General features: G+C 70.9%; 22 protein-coding genes. 13 read left to right on the top strand and 9 right to left on the bottom strand.

Going from position 1 to position 24,717, the window contains the following annotated elements:
- Positions 1 to 70: 70 nt before the first annotated feature.
- The 3 genes from gorA to AC1PME_RS13980 form a co-directional block, all read right to left on the bottom strand.
- Positions 71 to 1,432 carry a glutathione-disulfide reductase gene (gene gorA, locus AC1PME_RS13970; RefSeq protein WP_481096177.1) on the bottom strand — a complete coding sequence of 454 codons (1,362 nt, stop codon included), beginning with the start codon at positions 1,430 to 1,432 and terminating at the stop codon, positions 71 to 73.
- A gap of 157 nt (positions 1,433 to 1,589) precedes the next feature.
- Positions 1,590 to 2,831 carry a DUF418 domain-containing protein gene (locus AC1PME_RS13975; protein ID WP_481096178.1) on the bottom strand — a complete coding sequence of 414 codons (1,242 nt, stop codon included), beginning with the start codon at positions 2,829 to 2,831 and terminating at the stop codon, positions 1,590 to 1,592.
- A gap of 140 nt (positions 2,832 to 2,971) precedes the next feature.
- Positions 2,972 to 3,451 carry an FKBP-type peptidyl-prolyl cis-trans isomerase gene (locus AC1PME_RS13980; protein ID WP_254458582.1) on the bottom strand — a complete coding sequence of 160 codons (480 nt, stop codon included), beginning with the start codon at positions 3,449 to 3,451 and terminating at the stop codon, positions 2,972 to 2,974.
- Between the two features lie 109 nt (positions 3,452 to 3,560).
- Here AC1PME_RS13980 and AC1PME_RS13985 point away from each other — a divergent pair, with 109 nt between their 5' ends.
- From AC1PME_RS13985 to AC1PME_RS13995, 3 genes are all read left to right on the top strand, one after another.
- Positions 3,561 to 4,103, top strand: coding sequence for a C40 family peptidase (locus AC1PME_RS13985; RefSeq protein WP_254458583.1), 543 nt, complete (start codon positions 3,561 to 3,563; stop codon positions 4,101 to 4,103).
- Positions 4,104 to 4,210: 107 nt separating this feature from the next.
- Positions 4,211 to 5,047 carry a C40 family peptidase gene (locus AC1PME_RS13990; RefSeq protein ID WP_481096179.1) on the top strand — a complete coding sequence of 279 codons (837 nt, stop codon included), beginning with the start codon at positions 4,211 to 4,213 and terminating at the stop codon, positions 5,045 to 5,047.
- Between the two features lie 268 nt (positions 5,048 to 5,315).
- On the top strand, positions 5,316 to 6,065 hold the full coding sequence (locus tag AC1PME_RS13995; RefSeq protein WP_307551453.1) for a nucleotidyltransferase domain-containing protein: 750 nt from the start codon (positions 5,316 to 5,318) through the stop codon (positions 6,063 to 6,065).
- 9 nt (positions 6,066 to 6,074) lie between these two features.
- Here AC1PME_RS13995 and AC1PME_RS14000 read toward each other — a convergent pair whose 3' ends face one another.
- On the bottom strand, positions 6,075 to 6,554 hold the full coding sequence (locus AC1PME_RS14000) for an acyl-CoA thioesterase (protein WP_254458586.1): 480 nt from the start codon (positions 6,552 to 6,554) through the stop codon (positions 6,075 to 6,077).
- A 252-nt stretch (positions 6,555 to 6,806) separates the two neighbouring features.
- Between AC1PME_RS14000 and AC1PME_RS14005 the strand changes: the two genes are divergently transcribed.
- Genes AC1PME_RS14005 through AC1PME_RS14015 form a run of 3 tightly spaced genes read left to right on the top strand, consistent with a single transcriptional unit; the run spans position 6,807 to position 11,028 of the window.
- Entirely contained in the window at positions 6,807 to 8,924 is a 2,118-nt protein-coding gene (locus AC1PME_RS14005; RefSeq protein WP_481096180.1) for a TonB-dependent siderophore receptor, read from the top strand.
- Positions 8,925 to 8,944: 20 nt separating this feature from the next.
- Positions 8,945 to 9,976 (top strand): PstS family phosphate ABC transporter substrate-binding protein, encoded by a 1,032-nt coding sequence (locus tag AC1PME_RS14010; RefSeq protein WP_481096181.1) that lies wholly within the window; start codon positions 8,945 to 8,947, stop codon positions 9,974 to 9,976.
- A gap of 5 nt (positions 9,977 to 9,981) precedes the next feature.
- Positions 9,982 to 11,028: a PstS family phosphate ABC transporter substrate-binding protein gene (locus tag AC1PME_RS14015; protein WP_481096182.1), complete on the top strand. Its 1,047-nt coding sequence runs from the start codon at positions 9,982 to 9,984 to the stop codon at positions 11,026 to 11,028.
- A 203-nt stretch (positions 11,029 to 11,231) separates the two neighbouring features.
- Here AC1PME_RS14015 and AC1PME_RS14020 read toward each other — a convergent pair whose 3' ends face one another.
- A complete protein-coding gene (locus AC1PME_RS14020) occupies positions 11,232 to 12,068 on the bottom strand; it encodes a class I SAM-dependent methyltransferase (protein ID WP_481096183.1) in 837 nt (278 codons plus the stop codon).
- 7 nt (positions 12,069 to 12,075) lie between these two features.
- Positions 12,076 to 13,416 (bottom strand): dicarboxylate/amino acid:cation symporter, encoded by a 1,341-nt coding sequence (locus tag AC1PME_RS14025; protein WP_481096184.1) that lies wholly within the window; start codon positions 13,414 to 13,416, stop codon positions 12,076 to 12,078.
- A gap of 152 nt (positions 13,417 to 13,568) precedes the next feature.
- On the opposite strand from AC1PME_RS14025, the gene AC1PME_RS14030 reads away from it, so the two are divergent.
- From AC1PME_RS14030 to AC1PME_RS14060, 7 genes are all read left to right on the top strand, one after another.
- Complete coding sequence (locus AC1PME_RS14030; protein WP_481096185.1) at positions 13,569 to 15,275, top strand: alkaline phosphatase; 1,707 nt, start codon at positions 13,569 to 13,571, stop codon at positions 15,273 to 15,275.
- Positions 15,272 to 15,835 carry a WG repeat-containing protein gene (locus AC1PME_RS14035; protein ID WP_481096186.1) on the top strand — a complete coding sequence of 188 codons (564 nt, stop codon included), beginning with the start codon at positions 15,272 to 15,274 and terminating at the stop codon, positions 15,833 to 15,835. The genes AC1PME_RS14030 and AC1PME_RS14035 overlap by 4 nt, the downstream gene beginning before the upstream one ends.
- A gap of 835 nt (positions 15,836 to 16,670) precedes the next feature.
- Positions 16,671 to 18,014 carry a tRNA lysidine(34) synthetase TilS gene (gene tilS / locus AC1PME_RS14040; RefSeq protein WP_481096187.1) on the top strand — a complete coding sequence of 448 codons (1,344 nt, stop codon included), beginning with the start codon at positions 16,671 to 16,673 and terminating at the stop codon, positions 18,012 to 18,014.
- Between the two features lie 31 nt (positions 18,015 to 18,045).
- Positions 18,046 to 18,309: an exodeoxyribonuclease VII small subunit gene (locus AC1PME_RS14045; protein WP_017909613.1), complete on the top strand. Its 264-nt coding sequence runs from the start codon at positions 18,046 to 18,048 to the stop codon at positions 18,307 to 18,309.
- Positions 18,299 to 19,180: a polyprenyl synthetase family protein gene (locus AC1PME_RS14050; protein WP_481096188.1), complete on the top strand. Its 882-nt coding sequence runs from the start codon at positions 18,299 to 18,301 to the stop codon at positions 19,178 to 19,180. Before AC1PME_RS14045 ends, AC1PME_RS14050 begins: the two co-directional genes overlap by 11 nt.
- A 419-nt stretch (positions 19,181 to 19,599) precedes the next feature.
- Positions 19,600 to 20,523: an IS110 family transposase gene (locus AC1PME_RS14055; RefSeq protein WP_481096189.1), complete on the top strand. Its 924-nt coding sequence runs from the start codon at positions 19,600 to 19,602 to the stop codon at positions 20,521 to 20,523.
- Positions 20,524 to 20,954: 431 nt separating this feature from the next.
- Entirely contained in the window at positions 20,955 to 22,049 is a 1,095-nt protein-coding gene (locus AC1PME_RS14060; RefSeq protein ID WP_481096190.1) for a M35 family metalloendopeptidase, read from the top strand.
- Between the two features lie 264 nt (positions 22,050 to 22,313).
- On the opposite strand, the gene AC1PME_RS14065 is transcribed toward AC1PME_RS14060, so the two are convergent.
- The 3 genes from AC1PME_RS14065 to pmbA form a co-directional block, all read right to left on the bottom strand.
- Positions 22,314 to 22,691 (bottom strand): DUF4870 domain-containing protein, encoded by a 378-nt coding sequence (locus AC1PME_RS14065; RefSeq protein WP_254458597.1) that lies wholly within the window; start codon positions 22,689 to 22,691, stop codon positions 22,314 to 22,316.
- A gap of 141 nt (positions 22,692 to 22,832) precedes the next feature.
- Entirely contained in the window at positions 22,833 to 23,033 is a 201-nt protein-coding gene (locus AC1PME_RS14070; RefSeq protein WP_481096191.1) for a hypothetical protein, read from the bottom strand.
- A 276-nt stretch (positions 23,034 to 23,309) separates the two neighbouring features.
- On the bottom strand, positions 23,310 to 24,674 hold the full coding sequence (gene pmbA / locus AC1PME_RS14075; protein ID WP_481096192.1) for a metalloprotease PmbA: 1,365 nt from the start codon (positions 24,672 to 24,674) through the stop codon (positions 23,310 to 23,312).
- Positions 24,675 to 24,717 lie beyond the last annotated feature (43 nt).

Consider the following 24,717-nt stretch of genomic DNA (forward strand, 5'->3'; position numbering starts at 1 on the left):
GCCATCGGTTCGCCGTCCCCACCGGCGAACCGTGCCGATCGCGCGTGCAACAACGACGCGCGACGCCGCCTCAGCGCATCAGCACCACTTCCTCGGCCGAGGTCGGATGGATCGCCACGGTGTCCTCCAGTTGCTGCTTGGTCACGCCCAGCTTCAACGCCACCGCGAAGCCCTGCAGGATCTCGTCGGCGCCGTCGCCGAGCAGGTGGAAGCCGACCACGCGCTCCTCGGCACCGACGCACACCAGCTTGAACAGGCTGCGCTGCGGCGAGTCGGCCAGCGCCTGCAGCATCGGCCGGAAGTTGCTGCGGTACACGCGCACCGCGTCGGCGCCGTAGCGCTCGCGCGCCTGTTCCTCGCCCAGCCCGACCTGGCCCAGCGGCGGATGCGAGAACACCACGCTGGGCACGTTCTCGTAGTCCAGCCGCGCCTGCGGCCGGTCGCCGAACACGCGGTCCATCAGCTTGCGCCCGGCGGCGATCGCCACCGGGGTCAGGCCGACCTTGCCGGCCACGTCGCCGATCGCATACAGCCCCGGCACGTCGGTGTTCTGGTAGGCGTCCACCACGATCTCGTGCTTGTCGCCCAGGCGCACGCCCAGCGCTTCCAGGCCCAGGTCGCGGCTGTTGGGCCGGCGCCCGATCGCGAAGAACACCTTGTCGACGCTGTCGCCCGGCTGTCCCTGCGCATCGACCACGCACAGCCCCTCGCCGCTGCGACGCAGGGCGCTGGCGCGATAACCGAAATGCAGGCGCACGCCCTGGTGGCGCAGGTTCTCGGCGAGCTGCCGCGCCAGTTCCGCGTCGAACCGCTCCAGCAGGCGCTCGCCCTGCACGTACAGCTCCACCCGGCTGCCCAGCGCCTGCAGCAGCCCGGCCAGTTCCACCGCGATGTAGCCGCCGCCGACGATCGCCACCCGCGGCGGCGCCTCGCACAGGCTGAAGAAATCGTCAGAGATCAGCCCCAGGTCGGCGCCCTCGATGTCCGGCCGCAGCGCATGCGCGCCGGTGGCGATCACCACGTGCTTGGCGCTGACCCGCACGCCGTCGTCGCATTCGACGGTGTGCGCATCGACCAGCCGCCCGCGCCGCGGGATCAGCACCACGCCATCGGCATCCAGCCGCCGCCGGTAGCTGGCTTGGATGTTGCCGATGTAGCCCTGGCGATGCGCCACCAGTTCAGCCCACGACAGCGTGGCCTCGGGAATGGCGAAACCGACCGCGCGCGCCAGGTCGATGCGCTCGACCAGGTCCGCCGCCAGCCACATCGCCTTCTTCGGCACGCAGCCGACGTTGACGCAGGTGCCGCCGAGCGCGTTCGGCTCCAGGATCGCCACCCGCGCGCCGTGGCTGGCGGCGCGGAACGCGGTGGCCAGGCCGCCGGAACCGCCGCCCAGCACCAGCAGGTCGTAATCGCGGATCGGCGCGCTCATCGCGCACGCTCGGCGCGCGGCGGGGCGGCATCGCTGGCGGGCCGGTGCCCGCCTCTCACATCGTCCATCGGCTGTCCTGTCGCAGGTCTCGGTCGCCGCGGAGCATGCCATGGCCGGCCACGCGGCAGATGTGAGGACGCCACCGCCGCGCCCGCGCTCAGGCCGCGTCGCGGCGCTGCATCGGCTGCCAGTGCAGGTAGCTGGCCGACCGCCACAGCCACTCCACCGGGCCGAAGCGAAAGCGCCGCAACCACCAGTGCGACAGCGCCACCTGCAGCGCGAACAGCGCGACCGCGAACGGGATCTGCCAGGCGCGCGGCAAGCGTTCGAAGTAGCCGAAGCCATAGCCGTAGAACAGCGTGGTGCACACCAGCGACTGCAGCAGGTAGTTGCTCAGCGCCATGCGCCCGGCCGGCGCCAGCCACTGCAGCGCCGGCGCGGCGCGTACCAGCCACGCCGCATAGCCCAGCGCCATCAGGCCACTGGCGACGCTGGCCAAGGCGTAGGCGCAGGTCAGGCGCAGATCCAGCCGCGCCGGATCCATCCACGGCTCCAGCCGGAAGCTCAGCAGCATCAGCGCCAGGCCCAGCGGCAGCACGCCCCAGCGCAGCACCGCCAGCAGCCGCGGGAAGCGCTGCGGTTGCGCGGCCAGGCCGCTGCGCACGCACCAGGCGCCGAGCAGGAACATGCCGAAGATGGTGGGCGCGTTGAACAACAGCCCGCTCAGCGATTCGACCAGGTCGCGCGCGCGCTGCGCGGTGGCCTGGAGGTAGCTGCCGTGGCCGAACACCGCGCGCTGCTGCGCCAGCGCCGCGGCGTTGTGCTGCGCCTGTTGGGCCATGTCGCGCTGCCACTGCGCCGCACCGTGCGGATCGGCCTGCGCCGCCGACGCCACGGCGCCGATCAGCAGCCACAGCGCCGGCGCGAACAGATACACCACCAGCGCCATCGCCGGCAGCCAGCGCGTGGGCGCCTCGCGGAACGCCAGCAGCATGAACGCCAGCAGCGCGTAGCTGACCAGGATGTCGCCGGACCACAGCAGCAGGGCGTGCAACAGGCCGATCAGCAGCAACCCCGCGCTGCGGCGCAGGAAGAAGCCGCCGAACGGGCGCCGCGCGGTCTCGGCGCGCTGCGCCATCACCGCGAAGCCCATGCCGAACAGCAACGAGAACAAGGTGTAGAACTTGCCCTGCACCAGGATGTAGACCAGCGCATCGGCAATGCGGTCGGCGCCGCGCAGGGCAGGATCCAGGCCGGTCATCGCCGCGTCCAGCGGACCGACGAAGCCCTCGATGTTCATGAGCAGGATGCCCAGCAGGGCGAAGCCGCGCAGCACGTCCAGCGTGGCGATGCGCTCGGCGGGCGCGACGGGCTGCAACACGGGGGCGGAAGTGGCCAAGGCGGCACCAGGCGGAAGGCTGGCGATTGTCCCTCGCCGCGATCAGGAGGGCCGCCGGCGTCCGCGGCGGCGCGACGGCGCCGCTGCGCGCGGCACCAGGGCCGGCGGCACCGGCGCGACCGGTGCCGCCGCCAGGGCGATCAGTGCTGGTGGCCGCCGTCGCCGTGCACGTGGCCGTGCTCGATCTCTTCGGCGCTGGCCTCGCGCACGTCGACGATCTCCACGTCGAAGTGCAGGTCCTTGCCGGCCATCGGGTGGTTGAGATCGACGTCGACCACGCTCATGCCGACCTTCTGCACGGTCACCGCGCGCGGGCCGAAGTTGGTCTGCAGCACCACCTGGCTGCCCGGCTGCAGCTTGGCCGCGCCGAAATGCTTCTTCGGCACGCGCTGGCTCAGGCCCTCGCGGTACTCGCCATAGGCGTCCTTGGCGGCCACGTCGACGCCGAAGCTGTCGCCGGCGGCCTTGTCCAGCATCGCGTTCTCCAGGCCCGGGATGATGTTGCCGTGGCCGATCAGGATCACCAGCGGATCGCGATCCTTGGAGCTTTCGATCGGCGCCTGACCGACTTCCGAAACGGTGTAGTGGAAACGGACGACGCGGTCTTTTTCGATCTTCATGTGCACTCTGCGCTGTGGCTGCCGGGGGCAGACGGGATGGGCGGCTTGTCGGCCGCCGGGAGCGCCGCCATGATGGCGGCCTTCTGAGGTCGCGCATTATCCCGGCTCCATGCACAACACGCCAGTTTCGCCGCGCGGCCGCCGCGCGCTCCCGTGGTGGCTTCCGCTGCTGTGCGCCGCCGCGCTGGCGGCCTGCGGACGCCATGAGGTCCGCCACACCCGCCCGGCGCCGGTGGCGGTGCGCGACTGGCCGCAGGTGGCGCCGGCCGATCCGGGCGCGGCCAACGCGGTGCTGATGCGCGCGCTGGGCCTGGTCGGCACGCCCTACCGCTACGGCGGCAACACCCCCGAGTCCGGGTTCGACTGCAGCGGCCTGGTCGCCTACGTCTACCGCGACATGCTCGACCTGCGGCTGCCGCGCACCTCGCGCGAGCTGGCCGCCGTGCAGGGGCCGCGGATCGACCCGCAACGCCTGAGCACCGGCGACCTGGTGTTCTTCGGCAGCGCAGGAAGTGTGACGCACGTCGGGATTTACGTCGGCGAAGGCCGCTTCGTGCACGCCCCCAGCACCGGCGGAACGGTCCGCCTGGATTCGCTGGACGGGGCCTACTGGCGGGACCATTACACCGGCGCGAAACGGGTTTTGCACTGAACTGTGATTTCACCCACATTCATAATTACGGAAATTTAACTTTATTTGAACTTTCTCTTGCCGCCAGCAGGGCATGATCCCCCATCGTTTTATTTTGTGATCCAAGCGTGACGACCGAAGCCAAGACCTCTCCAGGCAAGCCCGCCGTTCCCCGCCGGACCGCTTTCCGTCTTTTCTGCACCGCCTCGCTCTGTTTCACGGCCCTCCCGGCCCTGGCCCAGTCCGCTTCCACCGACACCGTCGTCCCGGAAGCGATCGCCACCGTCGCCCCCGCTCCAGCATCGGTGAGCGCCGTGGCGACCACCGCTCCGGCGCCCGCGCAGGCCGCTACCGTCACCGCCTCGGCCAAGCCGGCCGCCGCTGTCCAGGCATCCGCGCCGTCGCGCAGCAAGGCCGACGCCGCCGCGACCGCCACCCTGGCCGCCCTGCTGCCGCACCTGGCCGCCAACGACACCATTCCGCTGATGGACCGCTCGGCGATGTTCGCCGGCGACATCAGCCGCCTGCTGGCCAACTACGACGTATCCCAGCCGATCCCGCGCGAAGGCGTGGTGCCGGGCGGCGACAAGGTGCAGTCGGTGCTCAAGCGCGCCATGGCGCTGCTGGGCACCCCGTACCGCTGGGGCGGCGAGGACACCGAAGGCTTCGACTGCAGCGGCCTGGTCGGCTACGTGTTCCGTACCGCGCTGGGCATCGAGCTGCCGCGTGTGTCGCGCGAGATGGCCCGCGAGGCCAACGCCCAGCTGATCAAGGACCGCGACGCGCTGGCCCCGGGCGACCTGGTGTTCTTCGGCCGCAAGGGCCGCGTCGACCACGTCGGCCTGTACGTCGGCGAGGGCCGCTTCCTGCACGCCCCCAGCCGCGGCAAGGACGTGCGCGTGGACACGCTGACCTCCGGCTACTGGGGCGAGAAGTTCGTGCAGGCGCGCCGCGTGGCGATGTAAGCCGCCCCGTCTGTATGCAAGGCGAAGAAAGGCCGCTGGCGACAGCGGCCTTTTTTATTCGCCGTCATTGCCGCTGCGGTTCCGCGCGGCCCGCCTGGAGCGTCATCGCCGCCGTCCGCGTTGTCCGCCGGCACGCTAAGCTGGTCCGCCTCGATCGCGTCACCGGGATGTCGATGACACCACTTCCCTCGCCCGCCCTGCGCCCCTGCCGTGCCGATGATCGCCGTCGCCAGGCCACGTCCTGGCCGCACCGGCAGGCGCTGCGCTGATGCCGGCCACGCCCACCCTGCCCACGCCCGCCCAGGCACTGGCGATCGCGCAATCGCTGCTGTCCGCCCGCTATGCCGGCGCCGCCTTCGGCTTCGCCGCCGGTTCGATCCTGCGCGGTGCAGGCACGCACCTGTCCGACATCGACCTGGTGGTGGTCTACGACAGCCTGCCGGCCGCACACCGCGAGTCGTTCCTGGCCGAGGGCGTACCGGTCGAGGCCTTCGTGCACGATCCGGGCACCCTGGCCTGGTTCCTCGATGACGATGCCGCCCGCGGCCGCCCCAGCCTGCTGCACATGATCGCCGAGGGCACCATCGTCGGCACCGCGACGGACGCGGCCCGCGCGCTGCAGGGCCAGGTCGCCGCGCGGCTGCAGGCCGGGCCAACGCCGCTGACGCCGGCGCAACGGGACGCGCTGCGCTACGAAATCACCGACCTGATCGACGACCTGTGCGGCGAGCGCAGCGCCGCCGAGATCGTCGCGATCGGCGCCCTGCTGCATCCGCGCCTGGCGGAGCTGGCGCTGCGCGGGCGCGGCCACTGGTACGGCAGCGGCAAGTGGGTTCCACGCCTGCTGGCACGAATGGACCCGGCCCTGGGCGCACGCTTCGACCAGGCCTTCGCCGCCCTGTTCGCCAGCACTGACTGCACGCCGGTGCTGGCGTTGGCGCAGCAGGAACTGGACATGCACGGCGGCCGCCTGTTCGACGGCGACCGCCGGACCGCGCCGGCGGACTGGCGCGTATAAGCCCCGGCCTCAGCCGTGGTAGTGGGCGATGGTGTCCTCGATGCCCTTGCTCAGCTCCATCACCTTCTGCGCGTACTCGGCCAGGCGATGGTCTTCCGGCGTGGCCGGATGCCAGGCCGGTACCGCAGTCGGCCGGCCTTCGACGCCGTCCAGGGCCACGAACACGATGATGCAATGGGTGCACAGGCGCGGCTCGCCGCCCATCGGATCGCGGGCGCGCACCTCGATGGCGAAATGCATGCTGCTGGTGCCGGTGTGGACCAGCTTGGCGCTGACCGTGACCATGTCGCTGATGCGGATCGGCGAAACGAAGCGGATGCCGCCCACCGCCACGGTCACGCTGTAATGGCCGCTCCAGCCCACCGCGGCGGCGTAGCCGACCTGGTCGATCCACTTCATCACCACGCCGCCGTGGACCTTGCCGCCGTAGTTGACGTCGATCGGCTCGGCCAGGAAGCGGAAAGTCAGTTCGCGTTGCGTGCCGCTCATCGGAAATCCATGCAGGGGAGGAGGCCGCAGTCTGCCATGCGCGGGCGGCGCCGGCCGCATCGATCGCAGCGAAAATTCCCCGCGCGTGCCGAGCAATGCATCACATTGCAATTGATAATTATTATCATTAATATTTCACTCAGCTATTGCCGCGATCACGCGCCGTAGCCGTCTCCCCTCCCCTTCTATCGTCAACGCCTTGGGCGGTCGTCAGGACCCGACAGGGCGCTGCAAACACCTGCCATCGACACCATGCCCCGCACGCGTTCGCCTCGCCAACTTCCCCTGTGCGCACTGTGCCTGTTCGGCCCCGCGCTGGCCCCGCAGACCGCGTCTGCGAACAACGACAGCGCCACGGTGCTGGATACGGTCACGGTGACCGCCCCCCGTGCCACCGGACTGAACCCGCGCACCGTCGAGGCCGGCAGCTTCCGCGGCGCCGACATTCTGGATGTGCCTTCCACCGTCAACGTGGTCACCCGCGAGGCGTTGGACCTGCAGGCCGCCGGCGGTCTCTACGATGCGCTGCGCAACACCGCCGGCGTCACCCGGCAACAGAACGGCGGCGATACCTGGGACCAGTTGGTGATCCGTGGCATCGCGGTGGAGAACCGGACCAACTACCGGCTCAACGGCGCGATGCCGATCATGAACTTCTCGCAGGTGCCGCTGGAGGACAAGGAGCGCGTGGAAGTGCTCAAGGGCGCCTCGGCGCTCTACTACGGCTTCACCTCGCCGGCCGGCGTGGTCAACTTCGTCACCAAGCGCGCCGGCGCCACCCCGGTCACCCGCGTCGGCCTGACGCTGGACCAGAACGGCACGGCGGTGGGGAGCGTCGACGTGGCGCGCCGCTTCGGTGCCGAGCGCCAGGTCGGGGTGCGCGTCAATGCCGCTGGCGGCGCACTGGGCTCGTACCTGGACGGGGTCGGCGACGGCAGCCACCGCTTCCTGTCTGCCGCGCTGGACTGGCGCATCGGCGATCGGCTGCTGCTCAAGGGCGACGTCGAGTACGACCGCCGCCGGGTCACCGAACAGGCCGCGGTGAACCTGCCCACCGCCGTCGGCGGCACGATCACCTTGCCGCACCCGGTCGATCCCACCCGCCTGGTCGGCCCGGACTGGGCGGACTTCGACGCCACCACGCGCAACGCGTTGCTGCGCGCCGACTACGCGCTGGCCGACGGCTGGGCGCTGACGGTGGAAGCCGGCCACTCGGAGATGGCGCGCGATCGCCGCCTGGCGATCTTCCGCTTCGCCAACAACGCCGGCGTCGCCAGCGGCGAGGGCTCAATCCGCGGCAACCTGCAGCGCCACGCGGTGGATTCGGATCTGCTGCGCGCCGAGCTGTTCGGCACGTTCGCCAGCGGCCCGATCGCGCACGAGCTGACGCTCGGCACCAGCCGCACCGACAAAGGCCAGGATCCGATCTACCAGAGCAACTACGTCATCGCCTCGCAAAACCTGTACGCGCCGCGCGTGATCACCAAGGTCAGCTACGGCGCCCGCCCGACCACGCCCACCACCGCGGCGCTGGACACCGAGGACACCGGCCTGTACGCGCTGGACCGCATGCGCTTCGGGAAGAACTGGCAGTTGATCGCCGGCCTGCGCTACGCGCGGTACCGCAGCGACCAGGGCAGCGCGCACTACACCGCCAGCGAGACCACGCCGCTGCTCGCCGGCATCTACAAACTGGGCGACACCCTGTCGCTTTACGCCTCCTACGCCGAAGGCCTGGAGGAAGGCGAGGCCGCGCCCGCCGGGACCGCCAACGAGAACCAGCGCCTGGCGCCGGGCGTCAGCAAGCAGAAGGAACTGGGCCTGCGCTGGCAGGCGCCGGGCGGCACCCTGCTCTCGGCGGCGCTGTTCGACATCCGCCGCCCGGGCTACTACACCAACAGCGACAACGTGTTCACCGCCGACGGCGAGCAGCGCTACACCGGCATCGAGCTGTCCACCCAGGGCCAGCTGACCCGCCAGCTCGGCTGGCAGACCTCGGCGCAGTGGCTGGACCCGCGCTTCGCGCAGATCGGCCCGCGCTACGACGGCAAGTTGCCGGAAAACGCCGCGCGCCGCACCGGCAGCGCATTCCTGACCTATGCCTTCGACACGCTGCCCGGGCTCTCGCTCAACGGCGGCGCCTACTACACCGGTCGCCGCCCGGTGAACGACCTCAACCAGGCCTGGCTCGGCGACATCACCTTGCTGAGCGTGGGCGGCCGCTACGTCACGACGCTGTTCGCGCGGCGCACCAGTTGGCAGTTGAACGTCGACAACCTCGCCGACAAGCGCTACTGGGCCGGCGCCGGTACCCGCCTGGCCGCCGGCGCGCCGCGTACGCTCAAGTTCACTCTCAAGATCGACCTGTGAGGCGTGCCGATCGCTGGTCCATGCGCTCGCTGCTCGTGCTGCTCGCGAGCGTGGGCGCCGCCAAGGCCACGCCGGACACCGCCCCCGCCGCATCGCCGACGCCGGATGCGGCGTTGCCTGCCTATGTCCCCCGCGCCGTGCGCGTCGACGCTGCGGCGCCGTACCTGCGCGCCGATGGCGCCGTCCGCATCGCCGGGGCCGAACACGTGCAGGCCATGGTCGAGGGCTTCAATGCACTGCTCGCGCGCCACCATCCCGGCGTGCGGTTCGCCGACGAAGGCCAGGGCACCAGCAGCGCGGTGCCGCTGCTGATGTTCGGGCGCACCCTGTTCGCGCCGATGGGCCGGGCGATCAATCCGATCGAACAGGTGCCGTACCGCAAGATCGTCGGCACCGAGCCGCTGGACATCCGCGTGGCGCACACCGCCGGCAGCGCCGCCGGCGGCCTGGCGACGACACTGGCGGTGTACGTCAATCGGCGCAACCCGCTGGCGCAGCTGAGCCTGGCACAGTTGGCGCAGGTGCTGGCGGTGGGCAATCCCGACGGCGACGTGTCGCACTGGAGCCAGCTGGGCCTGGACGGAGACTGGGGCAGCCGCGCGATCCAGCCCTATGCCACGCCGGAGTACAGCGGCTTCGGCCATTGGCTGCAGCGGGAGGTCCTGCACGTCCGGGCGCTGGCGCCGCGCACCCGATACGCATCCGACAGCGCCAGCCTGCTGCAGCACGTGGCCGCCGACCCCGACGGCATCGCCGTGGCGGCGATCGGGCTGGAGAATGCGCAGGTGCGCCAGCTGCCGCTGCTCGGCCTGCACAGCGGGCGCGCGCTGGCCGGCACCGCGCAGGAGGTGGTGGACGGCGACTACCCGCTGGGCCGGTGGTTGCACTTCTACGTGCGCCGCGTGCCCGGGCAGCCGCTGGACCCGCTGGCGCAGGCGTATCTGCGCCTGGTGCTGTCGCGCGAGGGCCAGGCCATCATCGCCACACAGTCGGGCGGCTACCTGCCGCTGACCGCCGAGCAAGCCCGCCGCGAACGCGAGAAACTCGACTGACCACCATGACCAGGCCCCACGTTCCGTTGCCGTTCCTGCTGCTGTCGTTGCTGCTGCTCGCGTGCCCCGTCGCCGCGACCGCCGGCGACCTTCCCGCCGACGTAGCGCGCCCGATCGCGCTACCGGCAGACGCTTCCTACCTGAGCCATGACGGCGCGGTCACCATCGTCGGCAACGACGGCATGCAGGAGGTCATCGACCGACTCAATGCACTGTTCGTCCGTCACCACCCCAACGTGCGCTTCGCCACCGTGATGCGCGGCTCGTCCACCGGCATGCCGGCGCTGGCCGCCGGGGCCACGCTGTTCGCGCCGCTGACCCGCGACATATGGCCCGGCGACCGCGCCGCGTTCCGCCAGTTGCACGGCTACGACGCCACGCCGGTCCGCATCGGCTACAACGGCTACGGACCGCGCCCGCCGCACAAGACCCCGCCGGCGGTCTACGTGCATGCGGACAATCCACTGCCCGGTTTGACCCTGGCGCAGGTCGCGCGGATCTTCACCGATGGCCACGCCGGCGGCGACCTCACCACCTGGTCGCAGCTAGGCCTGGGCGGCGTCTGCGCCGAGCGCCGGATCCACGCCTACGGCCTGCGCGACGATGGCGGCTTCGCCACCGGCCTACGCATCGCGCGCCTGGGTGGGCGGCCGTTCGCACTCAAGTACGAGCCCCTGCCCTCGCGCGAGGCGGTGATCCGCGCCGTGGCCACCGATCCCTGCGGCATCGGTCTGTTGGGCTGGATCGACGCCATGGCGGTGTCGTCGCAGGTGCGCGTGCTGCCGCTGGCGGACGCACCGGGCGAGGCCTTCCACCGCCCCGACCATGCCTCGGTGCGGCAGGGCCGCTACCCGCTGTCCGCCGCCGTGCAGTTCTATGTGGACCGTGCCCCCGATCGTCCGCTCGCGCCACTGGTCAAGGAGTACCTGCGGCTGGCGCTGTCGCGGGAAGGCCAGGCGATCCTGGAGGCGCAGCGCGATTCGGAAGAAGGGTACGTGCCGCTCAGCGCCGAAGACCTGCAACGCGAACGGCGCAAGCTGGACGCGCTGTAGCGGCGCCGGCACGCACGCCGCACCGCCGGCAGTGGCGCGCCTGCGGAGGCGCAGCAGGACGCCTTGCGACCATGCGCTGGGGAGAACCAGCCGGCCAGCGCCACAGCGCATCGGCCGTGCGCAGTGCCGCGCTGCGCCGAGCGGCGACGCCGCCAGCGTGCCGCTGCCGCACGCCGCCGCACGCCGGCGGTCGACGCGGTCGGCTACGCCGCGACCAACGCCAGGTTGTCGCGCTTGCGGACGCACAGCCACGGGAAATGCGGCTGGCGCCAGCGCAGCGCGCGCAGGCAACGCACCGACAGCCGACGCGGATCGAACAGACGGCGCAGCACGATGCCGTCGAGCGCCGCGTCGGTGTGCTGGTGATAGTGCTGCGCCAGATCCGCGTGGCCCAGGCCGCTGAAGTACTGCAGGCTGCGCGCGGCGCTGGCCTGGGCCTGCGCCGCATCGGCGTAGAACGGGCTGTCGAGGATGTGCAGCTCGCCGTCGTGCCGCAGCAACTGCAGCAGGCGCGCGATCAGCGCACGCGGATCGGCGAAGTACTGGATGCAGGCCGGCACCACCACGACATCGAACCGCTGCGCCGGCAGCGGCAAGCGAAAGATGTCGCCGGCGACGAAGCTCAGCCGCGGCTCGGCGGCGAACACCCGTGCCGCCTGCGCCAGTTCGGTGCGGTTGACGTCCACGCCGCAGACCTCGCGCTGCAGGCCGCTGGCCAGGCGATACGCCAGCCAGCCGTTGCCGCAGCCCAGTTCCAGCAGCGGACCATCGCCGCCGCGCGCGCGCAGGTGGCGCAGCAGGCGCCGGCAGGATTCGGCGCGCACCCGCCATTCGTGGCTGGCGCCGAGCGCGCCGGGCGGCTGCGGCAGCGTGCGCACCTGGGTGTCGCTGTAGAGCCGGCCTTCGCGGCGGCGCAGCTCCAGGTAGCGCTGCTCGAACGGGTCGTCGGGCAGCGCGTCGTGCACCAGCACACCCGCGTGGAGTATCAGTCCCGGCAATTGCCGCAGCTGCGCGCGCAGGCTGTCCGCAGGCGTGCGCACGGCAGCATCAACGCACCTGGCCGGCACTGTCGACCGGCGGTTCTTCCAGGCCGACATTGCTCGGCGCCGCCTCGTACACGGCGCGGTCGAGCAGGCCGGTCTCCTTGGCCACCAGCACCGGCACCAGCATCTGCCCGGTCACGTTGGTCATGGTGCGCATCATGTCCAGCACGCGGTCGATGGCGTACAGATAGCCGATCACCTCCAGCGGCAGGTTGGCCGCGCTCAGCACCACCGTGGCCATCACCACCGCGGTACCGGGCACGCCGGCGGTGCCGAAGCTGCCCAGCACCGAGGCGATCAGCACCACGAAGTACTGGTTGGCGGTCAGCGGCACGCCGGTGTACTGGGCGATGAACACCGCGCACAGCGCCGGGAAGATCGCCCCGCAGCCGTCCATCTTGATGCTGGCGCCCAGCGGCACCGCGAACGCCGCATAGTCCTTGTTGACGCCCAGGTTATGGGTGATCGAACGCAGCGCCACCGGCATCGCGGCGAAACTGGAGGAACTGACGAAGGCCACCTGCATGCCCGGCGCGGCGCCGCGGAAGAACTTCCACGGGTTCAGCCCGTGCACCAGCAGCAGGCCGCTGTACACCACCACGATATGGATCGCGCAGGCCAGGTACAGCGCCAGCACGAAATTGCCGAACGGCAGCAGCTTGCCGAAGCCGTAGCCGCCGACCAGCGCGGCGATCAGGCCGAAGGTGCCGAGCGGGGTCATCTCCAGCACGAAGCGGGTGACCTGGATCATGATCTCGCTCATCTGCTTTGTGAGCTTGCGCGCCTCGGCCACGCGCTCGCCGAGCTTGACCATGGCAAAGCCCAGCAGCGCGGCGAAGAAGATCACCGGCAGGATCGACCCGCGCCCGGCCGCCAGCACGGTCTCGCCGGCGGCATTGGTCTTGGTGCCGATGCCGGTCAGCGCATAGAACGGGTTGGACGGGACCACGTCCAGCAGCACCTGCACCGGGCTGGGCACGTCGCGCGGGGTCCAGGCGCTGTCCACGCGCAGGCTCAGGTGGCCGGCGCCGGGCTGCAGCACGGTGCCCACGGCCAGGCCGACGCCGACCGCCAGCGCCGCGGTGACGATGAACCACAGGAAGGTGCGCCCGCCCAGCTTGGCCACCGACTGCTGCCCGTGCAGGGCCGAGATCGCGTTGATGACGGCGAAGAACACCAGCGGCACCGCGATCATCTTGATCAGGGTGACGTACAGGTCGCCGAGCGGCTTGAACCAGGTTTCCGCGGTCGGGCCCAGCGCCCAGCCGGCCAGGGCGCCCAGCACGAAGCCGGCGACCACGCGCTGCCAGAACGGAATGCGTAACCAGGCCGTCACCAGTTTCATCGACGCTGTCCAGAAAGATCGGGGGGGCTTCGCACGATAGCGCACCCCGGCAGCAGCGGCGACGCCATGGCTGGAAAGGCGCCATGTCATCGGCGTGCCTTGTCGCAGCCGGCATAATGCGGGGGACTTCGTGTTCAGGACCCGTTCCGCGTATGCGCCTTCCCGTTTCCGCCCTCGCCGCCGCCTCCACCCTGCTGCTGGGTGCCTGCGCCAGCACGCCGCACGCACCGGCCGCCAGCGCCAACGTCGCGCCGATCGTCGTCCCCGCCGTGGCCCATCCGGCCGGCGAGACCCCGGCCTGGTGGTACCGCAGCGGCGCCGCCAAGGCCGCCAACAATGGCGCGATGCGCGGCAAGGCCAAGAACGTGATCCTGTTCCTGGGCGATGGCATGAGCCTGACCACGGTCGCCGCCGCGCGCATCCTCGACGGCCAGCGCAAGGGCGCCTCCGGCGAGGAGAATCAACTGGCGTGGGAGGCGTTCCCGGCCACCGCGCTGAGCAAGACCTACAACACCGATTCGCAGACGCCGGACTCGGCCGGCACCATGACCTCGATCACCACCGGGGTGAAGACCCACATGGGCGCGATCGGCGTGGCCGCCGGCAAGCGCGACGCCTGCGCCGACAGCCTCGGCAAGCAGTTGCTGAGCTGGCTGGAACTGGCCGACAGCGCCGGCATGGGCACCGGCATCGTCACCACCACCCGCCTCACCCACGCCACCCCGGCCGCGACCTACGCGCACGTGCCCGAGCGCAACTGGGAAAGCGATGCCGACCTGCCGGAGAAGGCGGTCGCCGAGGGCTGCCGCGACATCGCCCAGCAGATGGTCGGCGCGCGCTTCGGGCGCGGCCCGCAGGTGATGCTGGCCGGCGGCCGCGGCCAGTTCACCACCGTCGAGCAGCGCGACCCGGAGTACGACGACAAGGTCGGCCTGCGCCTGGACGGCCGCGACCTGGTCGGCGAATGGCGCCAGCGCCATCCGCAGGGCGCCTACGTGTGGACCCGCGGGCAACTGGAAGCGGCGCAGCACGCGCCGGCGCTGCTGGGCCTGTTCGAGCCGGACCACATGCAGTTCGACCACGACCGCGACCGCAGCGCCAACGGCGACCCGAGCCTGGCCGAGATGACTCGCGCCGCGATCCGCACCCTGTCGCAGGACCAGAACGGCTACGTGCTGATGGTCGAAGGCGGTCGCATCGACCACGCGCACCACGCCGGCAACGCTTACCGCGCGCTGGACGAGACCATCGCCCTGTCGCAGGCGGTGCAGGCCGCGGCGGACGCGACCTCGGCCGAGGACACGCTGATCATCGTCACCGCCGACCACTCGCACACGCTGAACTTCGTCGGCTACCCGCAGCGCGGCAACCCGATCCTGGGCAAGGTGCGCGGCACCAGCGGCGAGGACGCCAACACCGGCGACCTGGCGCTGGACGGCAACGGCCAGCCCTACGCCACGCTCAGCTACGCCAACGGCCCCGGCTACACCGGCGCCAGCAACCAGCAGCCGGCCGGGGTCAAGACCTTCCCGCATGCGCCGAGCAACTTCGAGCCGGCCAACGGCCGCCCGGACCTGACCCACGTCGACACCGAAAGCCCGGACTTCATGCAGGAAGCGCTGGTGCCGACCAAGGCCGAGACCCACGGCGGCGACGACGTCGGCATCTGGGCGCGCGGCCCCGGCAGCGCCGCGTTCCGCGGCAGCCTGGAGGAGAACGTGATCTACCACGTGATCGTGCAGGCCACGCCGACGCTGCGCGCGCGGCTGTGCCAGGCCGGCACCTGCAACGGCGACGGCGTCCCGGTGGAACTGCCCAAGCCGACGGCGTTCATGAGCAGCGCCGCCACGGCGCAATGAGCCGGCCACCGCTGCACGTCGGCCGCCTGCGCATGGCGGCTGGCGTCCTTGCGCTGGCCGCGCTCGGCACCGTGCCGGCGGCCACGGCCCAGCCGGCCGCCGAGACCTGCCGGCTGGGCGACCCGACCACCGACCGTCCGATAGTGCCGGGCTGCCGGCTCGGCGCCGACGGGCGCCTGGCGCTGACGCCGCAGGCGCTGCGCCGCCTGCACTTCGATCGCGACGGGCTGGCGCTGCTGAGCGTCGGCGCACGGTTCTACTACGTCCGCGCCGATGGCCGCAGCCTGCCGGTGATCACCTGGGACAACGCTGCGGACGGTTTCACTGAAGGCCTGACCCGCGGCATCGTCGACGGCCGCATCGGCTTCTACGACCGGCAATTGCGCGAGGTGATCGCGCCGGTCCACGACTTCGCCTGGCCGTTCGAGCACGGTGTCGCCCAGGTCTGCGACGGCTGCCGGGCCGGCACTCCCGACGCCGACGGCCATACGTCGATGCAGGGCGGCCGCTGGTACTCCATCGATCGCCACAACCGCGAAGTGCCGACGCCGACGCGCTGAGCCGATCACCGTGCGCGGCCTGGCCGCGTTGTCACGGACAACGTCGCCAAGGCTGGTCCTCTGCAACGCATCTCCCGCGACGTCGCGGGAAGCGCATCGGCCGCGAAGTGAGAGATTCCCGCGTCGGGACTGAAGTCCCTCCCACAGGGCGCTAGCCAACGTTCGCGCTGTTTCAGATGCCGTCGCGCGCTGGCCACAGGCCGCGCGTCGCGTGCTGGCGGCAGACATCGAGCGGGCACCGGGCTGAGCAAGCATCCGGGACAGCCCCGAGTGCCGATACCTGCTCTTGTGGGAGGGACTTCAGTCCCGACGGGTTGAGCTGAAAGGCGTCGGGACTGAAGTCCCTCCCACAGAACGCTAGCCAACGTTTGCGCTGTTTCAGACGCCGTCGCGCGCTGGCCACAGGCCGGGCGTCGCGTGCTGGCGGCAGACATCGAGCGGGCACCGGGCTGAGCAAGCATCCGGGACAGCCCCGAGTGCCGATACCTGCTCTTGTGGGAGGGACTTCAGTCCCGACGCGTTGAACTGAAAGGCGTCGGGACTGAAGTCCCTCCCACAGAACGCTAGCCAACGTTTTGCGCTGTTTCAGACGCCGTCGCGCGCTGGCCACAGGCCGCGCTTCGCGTGGCGACCGACATCGAGCGGGCGCCCTGCTGAGCAAGCAGTCTGGATAGTCCCGAGCGCCGAGAACGGCTCTTGTGGGAGGGACTTTAGTCCCGACGCGTTGAGCTGAAAGGCATCGGAGCTGAAGTCCCTCCCACAACGCTGCTCAGGCTCAAAGACATCGCCCTGGTCGCGCGTCGCGCTGGCAAGCGCTTGCGTCTACAGTGACGCGATGGCTCCGCGCGTCTCCACGTCCCCCTTGTCCGCCCTCGCCGCCGCACTGCCCGATCCGGCACCGGCGCCGCTGCTGATCGGCTTCAGCGGCGGCCTGGATTCGACCGTGCTGCTGCACCTGCTCGCGCAACACCCCGCCTACCGCGACGCCGGCCTGCGCGCACTGCATGTGCACCATGGCCTGCATGCCGACGCCGACGCCTGGGCCGCGCATTGCGCGCAGGTCTGCGCGGCGCTGGCGGTGCCGCTGCAGGTGGTGCGGGTGCAGGTCCCGCGCGACAGCGGCGACGGCCTGGAAGCGGCGGCGCGGCAGGCGCGGCGCCACGCCTTCGCGCAGGCGCTGCAACCCGGCGAATGGCTGGCGCTGGCGCAGCATCGCGACGACCAGGCCGAGACCTTCCTGCTGCGCGCGCTGCGTGCCTCCGGCCCGGATGGCCTGGCGGCGATGCAGGCGCTGTCCGATTTCGCCGGCAGCCGCCTGTGGCGGCCGCTACTGTCCCAACCGCGCAGCGCGCTGCGCGCCCATGCGCAGCGGCATGGCCTGCAGTGGATCGACGATCCCAGCAATGCCGATCCCGGCTTCGACCGCAACTTCCTGCGCCTGCAGGTGCTGCCGCTGCTGCGCCAGCGCTGGGCGCATGCCGACGCCGCCCTCGCCCGCAGCGCGCAGCTGTGCGCCGACGCCGGCGCGCTGCTGGAGGCGGACGACCGCGCGGCGCTCGACGCGCTGCAGGACCGCCCCGGCGCCCCGCTCCCGCTCGCCGCGCTGCGCGCCCTGCCCGCGGCGCGGCGCGCACGCGTGCTGCGACGCTGGGTCGCGCAGGCCGGGCTGCCGCCCTTGCCGGCGGCCGGCCTGGCCGCGATCGAACGCGACCTGCTGCAGCCGCGCGCCGATGCCGCGGCGCAGTTCGCCTGGCATGGCGCCTGCGTGCGCAGCTGGCGCGACACGTTGTACGCCGAACGCGAGCTCAGGCCCTGGCCTGGCGACTGGCAGGCGCAGTGGGACGGCCGCGCGCCGCTGGCGTTGCCCGATGGCCGCCGCCTGCACCTGCAGGCCGACACGACGCTGGCCTTCGACACGCCGCTGCTGGTGCGCGCACGCCGCGGCGGCGAACGCCTGCGCCTGCCGGGGCGTGCGCAGTCGCAGTCGCTCAAGCACCTGCTGCAGACGCAGGCGCTACCGCCGTGGCAGCGCCTGCGGCTGCCGCTGCTGTTCGACGCCACACAGTTGCTGGCCGCCGGCCCGGACCTGCTGGCCGCGCCGCTGCACGCCTGGCTGCAGGCGCACGCCGCGCGCCTGGTGCTGGACCCGCTGCCGGTGGCGGCACCCGCGTCGCATTGACCCTGCTGCCGCCGCCGCGCACACTTTCGCCATGCCCAAGAAGTCCCAAGACGATGCCTCCCCGGTCGCCCGCTTCGAGCAGTCGCTCGAAGAACTGGAAGTGCTGGTGGAGAAGATGGAAGCCGGCGACCTGAGCCTGGAACAGTCGCTCAGCGCCTACGAGCGCGGCGTGGGCCTGTACCGGCAATGCCAGCAGGCGCTGGAGCAGGCCGAGTTGCGCGTGCGCCTGCTCAGCGATCCCGAGCAACCCGACAGCGCCGAACCCTTCGATCCCGTGCCGCCCCATGGCGGCTGAGGCGGCGTTCGCGCACTGGCGCGAGCGGGTGGAAGCCGGCCTGCAGGCGCAGTTGCCGGCGGCCACGCTGGCGCCGCAGCGCCTGCACGCGGCGATGCGCCACGCCACCCTCGGCGGCGGCAAGCGCATGCGCCCGCTGCTGGTCTACGCCAGCGGCGCGCTGTTCGGCGCCGAGGCCGCGCGCCTGGACGCGCCGGCGCTGGCGGTGGAACTGATCCACGCCTATTCGCTGGTCCACGACGACCTGCCGGCAATGGACGACGACGCCCTGCGCCGCGGCCAGCCCACCGTGCACATCGCCTTCGACGAAGCCACCGCGATCCTCGCCGGCGACGCGCTGCAGAGCCTGGCGTTCGCGCTGCTGGCCAATGCCGAGGACGCGGCGGCGACGCTGCGCGTGCAGTGGCTGCAGACCCTGGCCGAGGCCGCCGGCGCGGCCGGCATGTGCGGCGGCCAGGCATTGGACATCGACGCCACCGGCCGCGTGCAGGCGCTCGCCGACCTGCAACGCATGCATGCGCTGAAGACCGGCGCGCTGATCCGCGCCAGCGTGCGCCTGGGGGCGCTCGGCGGCGGTGCCGACACCGCCGCGCTCGCGCAGCTGGACACCTTCGCCACCGCGCTGGGCCTGGCGTTCCAGGTGCGCGACGACATCCTCGACGTGGAAGCCAGCTCCGAACAGCTTGGCAAGACCGCCGGCAAGGACGCGGCGCAGGCCAAATCCACCTATCCCGCCCTGCTGGGCATGGACGGCGCCAAGGCCAAGCTGGCCGAACTGGCGCAGGCGATGCAGGACAGCCTGCACGGCTACGGCGCCGCCGCCGACACGCTGGCGGCGCTGGCGCGGCTGGCGGTCGATCGCGCGCACTGACTCAGCGCTGAAGCGTGCGGTTGCCGCACGCATTGCCACGCAGGAGCGGCGCTGTCAGCGGCAGTGGAATTTCTTGCCGGCACTGATCGCGAGCGAGCCCGCGATGAAGAGAGCCGCTCCTACAGGATGCGTCCCGCAGTTATTAGAGGCACCCTTCGGCCGCGACACGCATCATCGGGAACGCCAGTCGCGGCTGAAGCCGCTTGTGTCAAATGAGGGTCTATCGTTGTAGGTGAGAGCGGAGTGCGGCAGGCCATTTAGCCGCAGGGCCAGCAAGCACGAGTAGGAGTCAGCGCCGCCGCACCCCGTATCTCCTGCCTCATCAGCCCGAACAGTTGCCCGAGTCGCGAGCTCGAACTCCACAAGCATGGGCATCGGCAGGAGTGCTCTCGTTCCTGAGTCTACTGCGGAGAACGTCTATGCGGCGCTATGTCGGGATCGATGTATCCAAGGCCGAACTGGTCATTCATGTCCTGCCGGACGAGCAGGCCTGGACCCAACCCAATACGCCACAGGGGCAGCGTGCGCTGGCCCAACGCCTGGCGGCGCTGGGCTGCGAGCGGATCGTGCTGGAAGCCAGTGGCGGCTACGAACATGCCGTGCTGCGGGTGCTCCGAGAGGCGGCCCTGCCGGCAGTGCGGATGGCCGCCGATCGTCCGCGCAAGCTAGCCCAAGCCTTGGGCCTGCAGGCCAAGACCGACGCCCTGGACGCGCGCCTGCTGGCCATCGCCGCCCAGCACATCCCGACCACGCCCACGACCGTGGTGCCCGAGCACCAGCAGTCTCTTCGCGAACTGCTGGACCTGCGTGCCACCCTGGTGGGCCAGCGCGATGCCCATCGGCGGCGCCTGGAGCACATCACCAGCGCCAAGGTGCAACACCGCTGCCGAGAGGTGATCGCCCTGCTGAACCAGCAGATCCAAACATTGACGCAGGAGATCGAGCAGCAGGGCAAGACCTGCTCGAGCTTGCCCAAGGTACCTGGGCTCGGCACGATCCTGCGCGCAGTGCTGGCCGCGCGGTTGCCAGAGCTGGGCACGCTGCCGCCACGCAAGCTCGCCGCCCTGGTCGGGCTGGCCCCGTTCAATCACGACAGCGGCTGCTGGAAAGGCCAACGCCGCATCAAAGGCGGCCGTGCCGACGTGCGAGGCGTGCTGTACATGGCCACCTGGGCCAGCATCCGCGCCAAATCCCCCTTGGCCAACACCTACGCGCGCTTGCGCGCGGCCGGCAAGCCGGCCAAGGTCGCCATCGTCGCCTGCATGCACAAGTTCCTGCGCTGGCTCAATGCCATCGCGCGCGATCAGGCACCGTACGCTCCTCCGGTTATCGCTGGGGCATGACAGTTGACTCCTACAGGACGACGGTGCGCGTCCGGCGGCCACGGCAAAGCGTGTCATCGGGGCCATCCCGAGCCACGCACATTGCGGCGGATCGCAAGGACGCCGTTGGCGACCTGACACCTTCTTCGCCTTGGCAACGCACGTCGCCGCCATCACGCGCAACGCGCAGCATCCCCGACGCAAGCGCGGACACCGCACACGGCGCAGCGCGACGCCATCCTTGCGCCAGCGCATGGCGCTGCCGCAATGCCGCTGCAGCGCGACAGTGCCTCGCTGCGCTGTGCGCCGTCGGTGCCGATACTGAGACCTGGCGCGCGCTTCTCTGGACGAAATCGAAGACAAACGCGCACGCGGCGTGCACGCGCGCAGCACCGGGCTAGTTTGCTTCGGCCCCTGTCTTGGGGCGCCCCTTTTCCACGGAGAGAGACTGCATGAAACACGCATCCCGGATCTCGGCAGCGATCGGCTTCAGCCTGGTCGGCATCATCTCGGCGGCCACCGCGCAATCGCAACTCACGCGCGCGCCCGTGCCGCTGCAGGTCGAACTGACGCCGGTCGCCGATGCCGACGGCCAGCAGCGCGGCCAGATGGCGGTGACCGTCCGCAACACCGGCGAGCAGGTCGCGCGCGTGCCCAAGTGGGAACTGCCGCTGGGCGATCTCGACGCCGCCCTGTTCCAGGTCCAGCGCGACGGCAAGCAGGTGGATTACGTCGGGCGCCTGGTCAAGCGCGCCGCGCCGCGCGCCGAGGACATGGTGGTGCTGCAGCCGGGCGAAGTGCGGCACGCGCAGATCGACCTGGGCCGCGCCTACGACCTGACCCGCAGCGGCACCTACAGCATCCGCCTCGACACGCCGCTGCAGGGCGCCGCGTTCGCCGATGGCGCGCGCATGCTGCGCGCCGACGGCGAGCCGCAGACCTTGTCCAGCACGCCGCTGACGGTGTGGCTGGACGGCGGCCGCGGCCGCGCCGTGCGCAACGACCTGATGGTCGGCCCGCAGGCGGTGGTCAACGGCGTCAACTACGCCTCGTGCAGCACCAGCCAGATCAGCACCATCGGCAACGCGGTGAACGCCGCGCGCACCTACTCGCAGAACGCCAAGACCTACCTCAACGGCGGCAGCACCGGCGCGCGCTACACCACCTGGTTCGGCGCCTACAACGCCAGCCGCTACAGCACCGCCACCTCCAACTTCGTCAACATCGACTCGGCGATCGACCAGAACAACGGGCAGATCACCATCAACTGCGGCTGCAGCGACAGCTCCTACGCCTACGTCTATCCGGACCAGCCGTACCAGATCTACGTGTGCAACGCGTTCTGGAGCGCGCCGCTGACCGGCACCGACTCCAAGGCCGGCACGCTGATCCACGAGATGAGCCATTTCAGCGTGGTCGCCGGCACCCAGGACTATGCCTACGGCCAGAGTTCGGCCAAGAGCCTGGCCACCAGCAATCCGGCGCGCGCGGTGAAGAACGCCGACAGCCATGAGTACTTCGCCGAAAACAATCCGTCGCAGAACTGAGGCTCGCCCTGACCTGATCGCCCCGGGCGCCGACCATCGGCGCCCGGGTGCTTGCGCGATCCCCCCGCACGACGTCGCCACGGCACCCGCCATTCTTCGGTCTGGGCAGCCCAGTGCTACCGCGAAACATTTGCGCTTCCGGTCCATTCGCGCACACGCGGATGCGCGCCGAACACCTGCTTGAACCGGCGGCGCACCTCCCCGCCGGGCACAAAAAAGGCCCGGCGCAAAGGCCGGGCCTTCTTGGATGTGTCGCGGGTGCGCTTACTTGATCAGGCGCAACGCGAACGGGTAGCGGTAGGCGACGCCTTCGTTGGCCTTGACGCCGGCCAGGATGCAGAACACCAGGTTCACCACCCACACCACCGGCATCAGCAAGGCGCCGATGAACACGAAGCTGAGCACCACGCAGATCGCCCAGGCGATGGCGACCGTGATCTGGAAATTCAGCGCTTCCTTGGCTTGGTCGTTGAGGAACGCCTTGGCCGGGTTGTCCTTGTTGATCAGCCAGATGATCAGCGGCACGATGAAGCTGGCGATGATCCCGGACAGATGGGTGATCAGCGCGACCGTGCGGTCTTCCTGCGGCCCTGCCGAGGCCGGCGGCGGCGGCGGGGCGGTGACGTTGTCGAATTCGCTCATCGGTATTCCGTTCCTTTGGTGGTGAAGGACAAGACGTTGGCGCGTCACTCTCGGCGGCCGGCGTAGCGCTGTCAAGCGACCCGGCCGCGCCGCGCCGGACCTCGCGAAGAGCGGAACGCCCTCGCCGCGCCGGGCGCCACGCTAGCGACCGGCCCCATACGGCAGCGGATAGCGGTAGCGCCGGCCATGCATGGCCCTGGCCGCGGCGCCCAGAGTGAGGCACATCGCCACCAGCAGCATCAGGATCAGCAGCGGTGCGAACAGCAGCGCGGCGCCGAAGATCAACAGACACGGCGCCAGCAACAGCGCGCTCAGCACCGACAGGCCGATGCCCAGCAGCATGGCCTGGCGCGCATGTTCGGCATGCGAAGGGGCGGCCGCGCCGCATCGCCAGCCATTGCGCTCCCGGCAGCAGCCACAGCCCCAGCAGCCCCCACAGTGCGTAGACCAGGTGCACATTGACGGCGAGCAAGAAGCCGATCCACATCGATACGTGCGCAAGCGCCGCCAACGCGCGTTCGCGCGCGGGTACCGGTGCGTGGCCGGCGCTGGTGGCGCTGTCCGACTGAGCGGGGAACATCGCGCGGCATCCTGGCGTGCGTGGCGGCATGGCCGCGCTCAGTCGTTGCCGGCCACCGTCATCCTGCCGACCAGCACCGCGCCGATGTGCACGTGCGAACGCACGTCGATGTCGGCCCCCACCGCCTCGATGTCCTGGAAGATTTGCCGCAGGTTGCCGGCGATGGTGATCTCGTCCACCGGATAGGCGATTTCGCCGTTCTCGATCCAGAACCCGCCGGCGCCGCGCGAGTAGTCGCCGGTGACCGGATTGACGCCGTTGCCCATCAGGTCGGTGACCAGCAGGCCGCGCGGCAGGCCCTTGACGATGGACGGCAGGTCGGTCGCGTTGGCCGCCACCTGCAGGTTGTGCACGCCGCCGGCATTGGCGGTGGTCTGCAGGCCCAGCTTGCGCGCCGAGTAGCTGCCCAGCACGTAGCGCTGCAACACGCCGTCGCGCACCAGCGGCGCTTCGCGGGTGGCCACGCCCTCGCCGTCGAAGGCCGCCGAACGCAGGCCGCGGCGCAGGTGCGGCCGCTCGTCGATCGCGAACCACTCGGGGAACAGGCGGGTGCCGGCGCTGTCGAGCAGGAAGCTGGCGCGGCGGTACAGCGCGCCGCCGGACACCGCGCCGAGCAGGTGCCCGATCAGCGAGCGCGCCATCTCCGGCGCGAACAGCACCGGCACCTCGCCGGTCGGCAACGAGCGCGGCTGCAGCCGTGCCACGGTGCGCTCGGCGGCGCGGCGGCCGATCGCCGCTGCCCGCTCCAGGTCCTCGCGCGCCAGCGCGCTGCTGTACCAGCCGTCGCGCTGCATGCCGTCGCCCTGCCCGGCGATCAGCGCGCAGCCGAGCGAATGCTGGGTGCTGCGCTCGCAGCCGATGAAGCCGTGCGAATTGGCGTACACCGACAGGCTCTCGCTGCTGCCGACCGAGGCACCGTCGGAATTGCTGATCCGCGCATCGGCGTCGCGGCCGGCGGCCTCGCAGGCCAGCGCCAGGTCGATCGCTTCCTCGGCCTGCAGCGGCCACGGATGCCAGCGGTCGAAATCCGGCTGATCGCGCGCCATCAGCGCCGCCTCGGCCAGGCCGGCGGCCACGTCGTCCTCGGTGTAGCGGGCGATCGCGCAGGCCTGGGCCACGGTGGCCTCCAGGCTGGACTCGTGCAGGTCGGCGGTGCTGGCGCTGCCCTTGCGCTGGCCGAAGTAGACGGTGACGCCGATACCGCGGTCGCGGGTGGACTCCACCGTCTCCACCGCGCCCAGGCGCACGTTGACGTCCAGCCCGCGGTCTTCGCTGCAGCTGACCTCGGCCTGGCTGGCGCCGAGCGCGCGGGCGCGCGCCAGCAACCGCTCGGCGATGTCGGACAGGCGCTCCAGGCGCTGCTGGCTGTCGTCGCGGTGCAAATCGGGGGTGATCGCGTTCAATGCTTTATCCTTGTTGTGCGAATCCCTTCGCCCCTGTCCGGCC

It is taken from the genome of Xanthomonas sp. NCPPB 901 (assembly GCF_056725085.1).

What these genes read in the sequence shown, in the direction of transcription:
- AC1PME_RS14045 (WP_017909613.1), top strand. Translation starts at nt 18,046, where the DNA reads ATGCCCAAGAAGTCCCAAGACGATGCCTCCCCGGTCGCCCGCTTCGAG.
- tilS (WP_481096187.1), top strand. Translation starts at nt 16,671, where the DNA reads ATGGCTCCGCGCGTCTCCACGTCCCCCTTGTCCGCCCTCGCCGCCGCA.
- AC1PME_RS14005 (WP_481096180.1), top strand. Translation starts at nt 6,807, where the DNA reads ATGCCCCGCACGCGTTCGCCTCGCCAACTTCCCCTGTGCGCACTGTGC.
- AC1PME_RS14010 (WP_481096181.1), top strand. Translation starts at nt 8,945, where the DNA reads ATGCGCTCGCTGCTCGTGCTGCTCGCGAGCGTGGGCGCCGCCAAGGCC.
- AC1PME_RS14000 (WP_254458586.1), bottom strand. Translation starts at nt 6,554, where the DNA reads ATGAGCGGCACGCAACGCGAACTGACTTTCCGCTTCCTGGCCGAGCCG.
- AC1PME_RS14030 (WP_481096185.1), top strand. Translation starts at nt 13,569, where the DNA reads ATGCGCCTTCCCGTTTCCGCCCTCGCCGCCGCCTCCACCCTGCTGCTG.
- AC1PME_RS14050 (WP_481096188.1), top strand. Translation starts at nt 18,299, where the DNA reads ATGGCGGCTGAGGCGGCGTTCGCGCACTGGCGCGAGCGGGTGGAAGCC.
- AC1PME_RS14065 (WP_254458597.1), bottom strand. Translation starts at nt 22,691, where the DNA reads ATGAGCGAATTCGACAACGTCACCGCCCCGCCGCCGCCGCCGGCCTCG.
- AC1PME_RS14070 (WP_481096191.1), bottom strand. Translation starts at nt 23,033, where the DNA reads ATGCTGCTGGGCATCGGCCTGTCGGTGCTGAGCGCGCTGTTGCTGGCG.
- AC1PME_RS13985 (WP_254458583.1), top strand. Translation starts at nt 3,561, where the DNA reads ATGCACAACACGCCAGTTTCGCCGCGCGGCCGCCGCGCGCTCCCGTGG.
- gorA (WP_481096177.1), bottom strand. Translation starts at nt 1,432, where the DNA reads ATGAGCGCGCCGATCCGCGATTACGACCTGCTGGTGCTGGGCGGCGGT.
- AC1PME_RS13995 (WP_307551453.1), top strand. Translation starts at nt 5,316, where the DNA reads ATGCCGGCCACGCCCACCCTGCCCACGCCCGCCCAGGCACTGGCGATC.
- AC1PME_RS14015 (WP_481096182.1), top strand. Translation starts at nt 9,982, where the DNA reads ATGACCAGGCCCCACGTTCCGTTGCCGTTCCTGCTGCTGTCGTTGCTG.
- AC1PME_RS14060 (WP_481096190.1), top strand. Translation starts at nt 20,955, where the DNA reads ATGAAACACGCATCCCGGATCTCGGCAGCGATCGGCTTCAGCCTGGTC.
- AC1PME_RS14025 (WP_481096184.1), bottom strand. Translation starts at nt 13,416, where the DNA reads ATGAAACTGGTGACGGCCTGGTTACGCATTCCGTTCTGGCAGCGCGTG.
- AC1PME_RS14055 (WP_481096189.1), top strand. Translation starts at nt 19,600, where the DNA reads ATGCGGCGCTATGTCGGGATCGATGTATCCAAGGCCGAACTGGTCATT.
- AC1PME_RS14035 (WP_481096186.1), top strand. Translation starts at nt 15,272, where the DNA reads ATGAGCCGGCCACCGCTGCACGTCGGCCGCCTGCGCATGGCGGCTGGC.
- AC1PME_RS13980 (WP_254458582.1), bottom strand. Translation starts at nt 3,451, where the DNA reads ATGAAGATCGAAAAAGACCGCGTCGTCCGTTTCCACTACACCGTTTCG.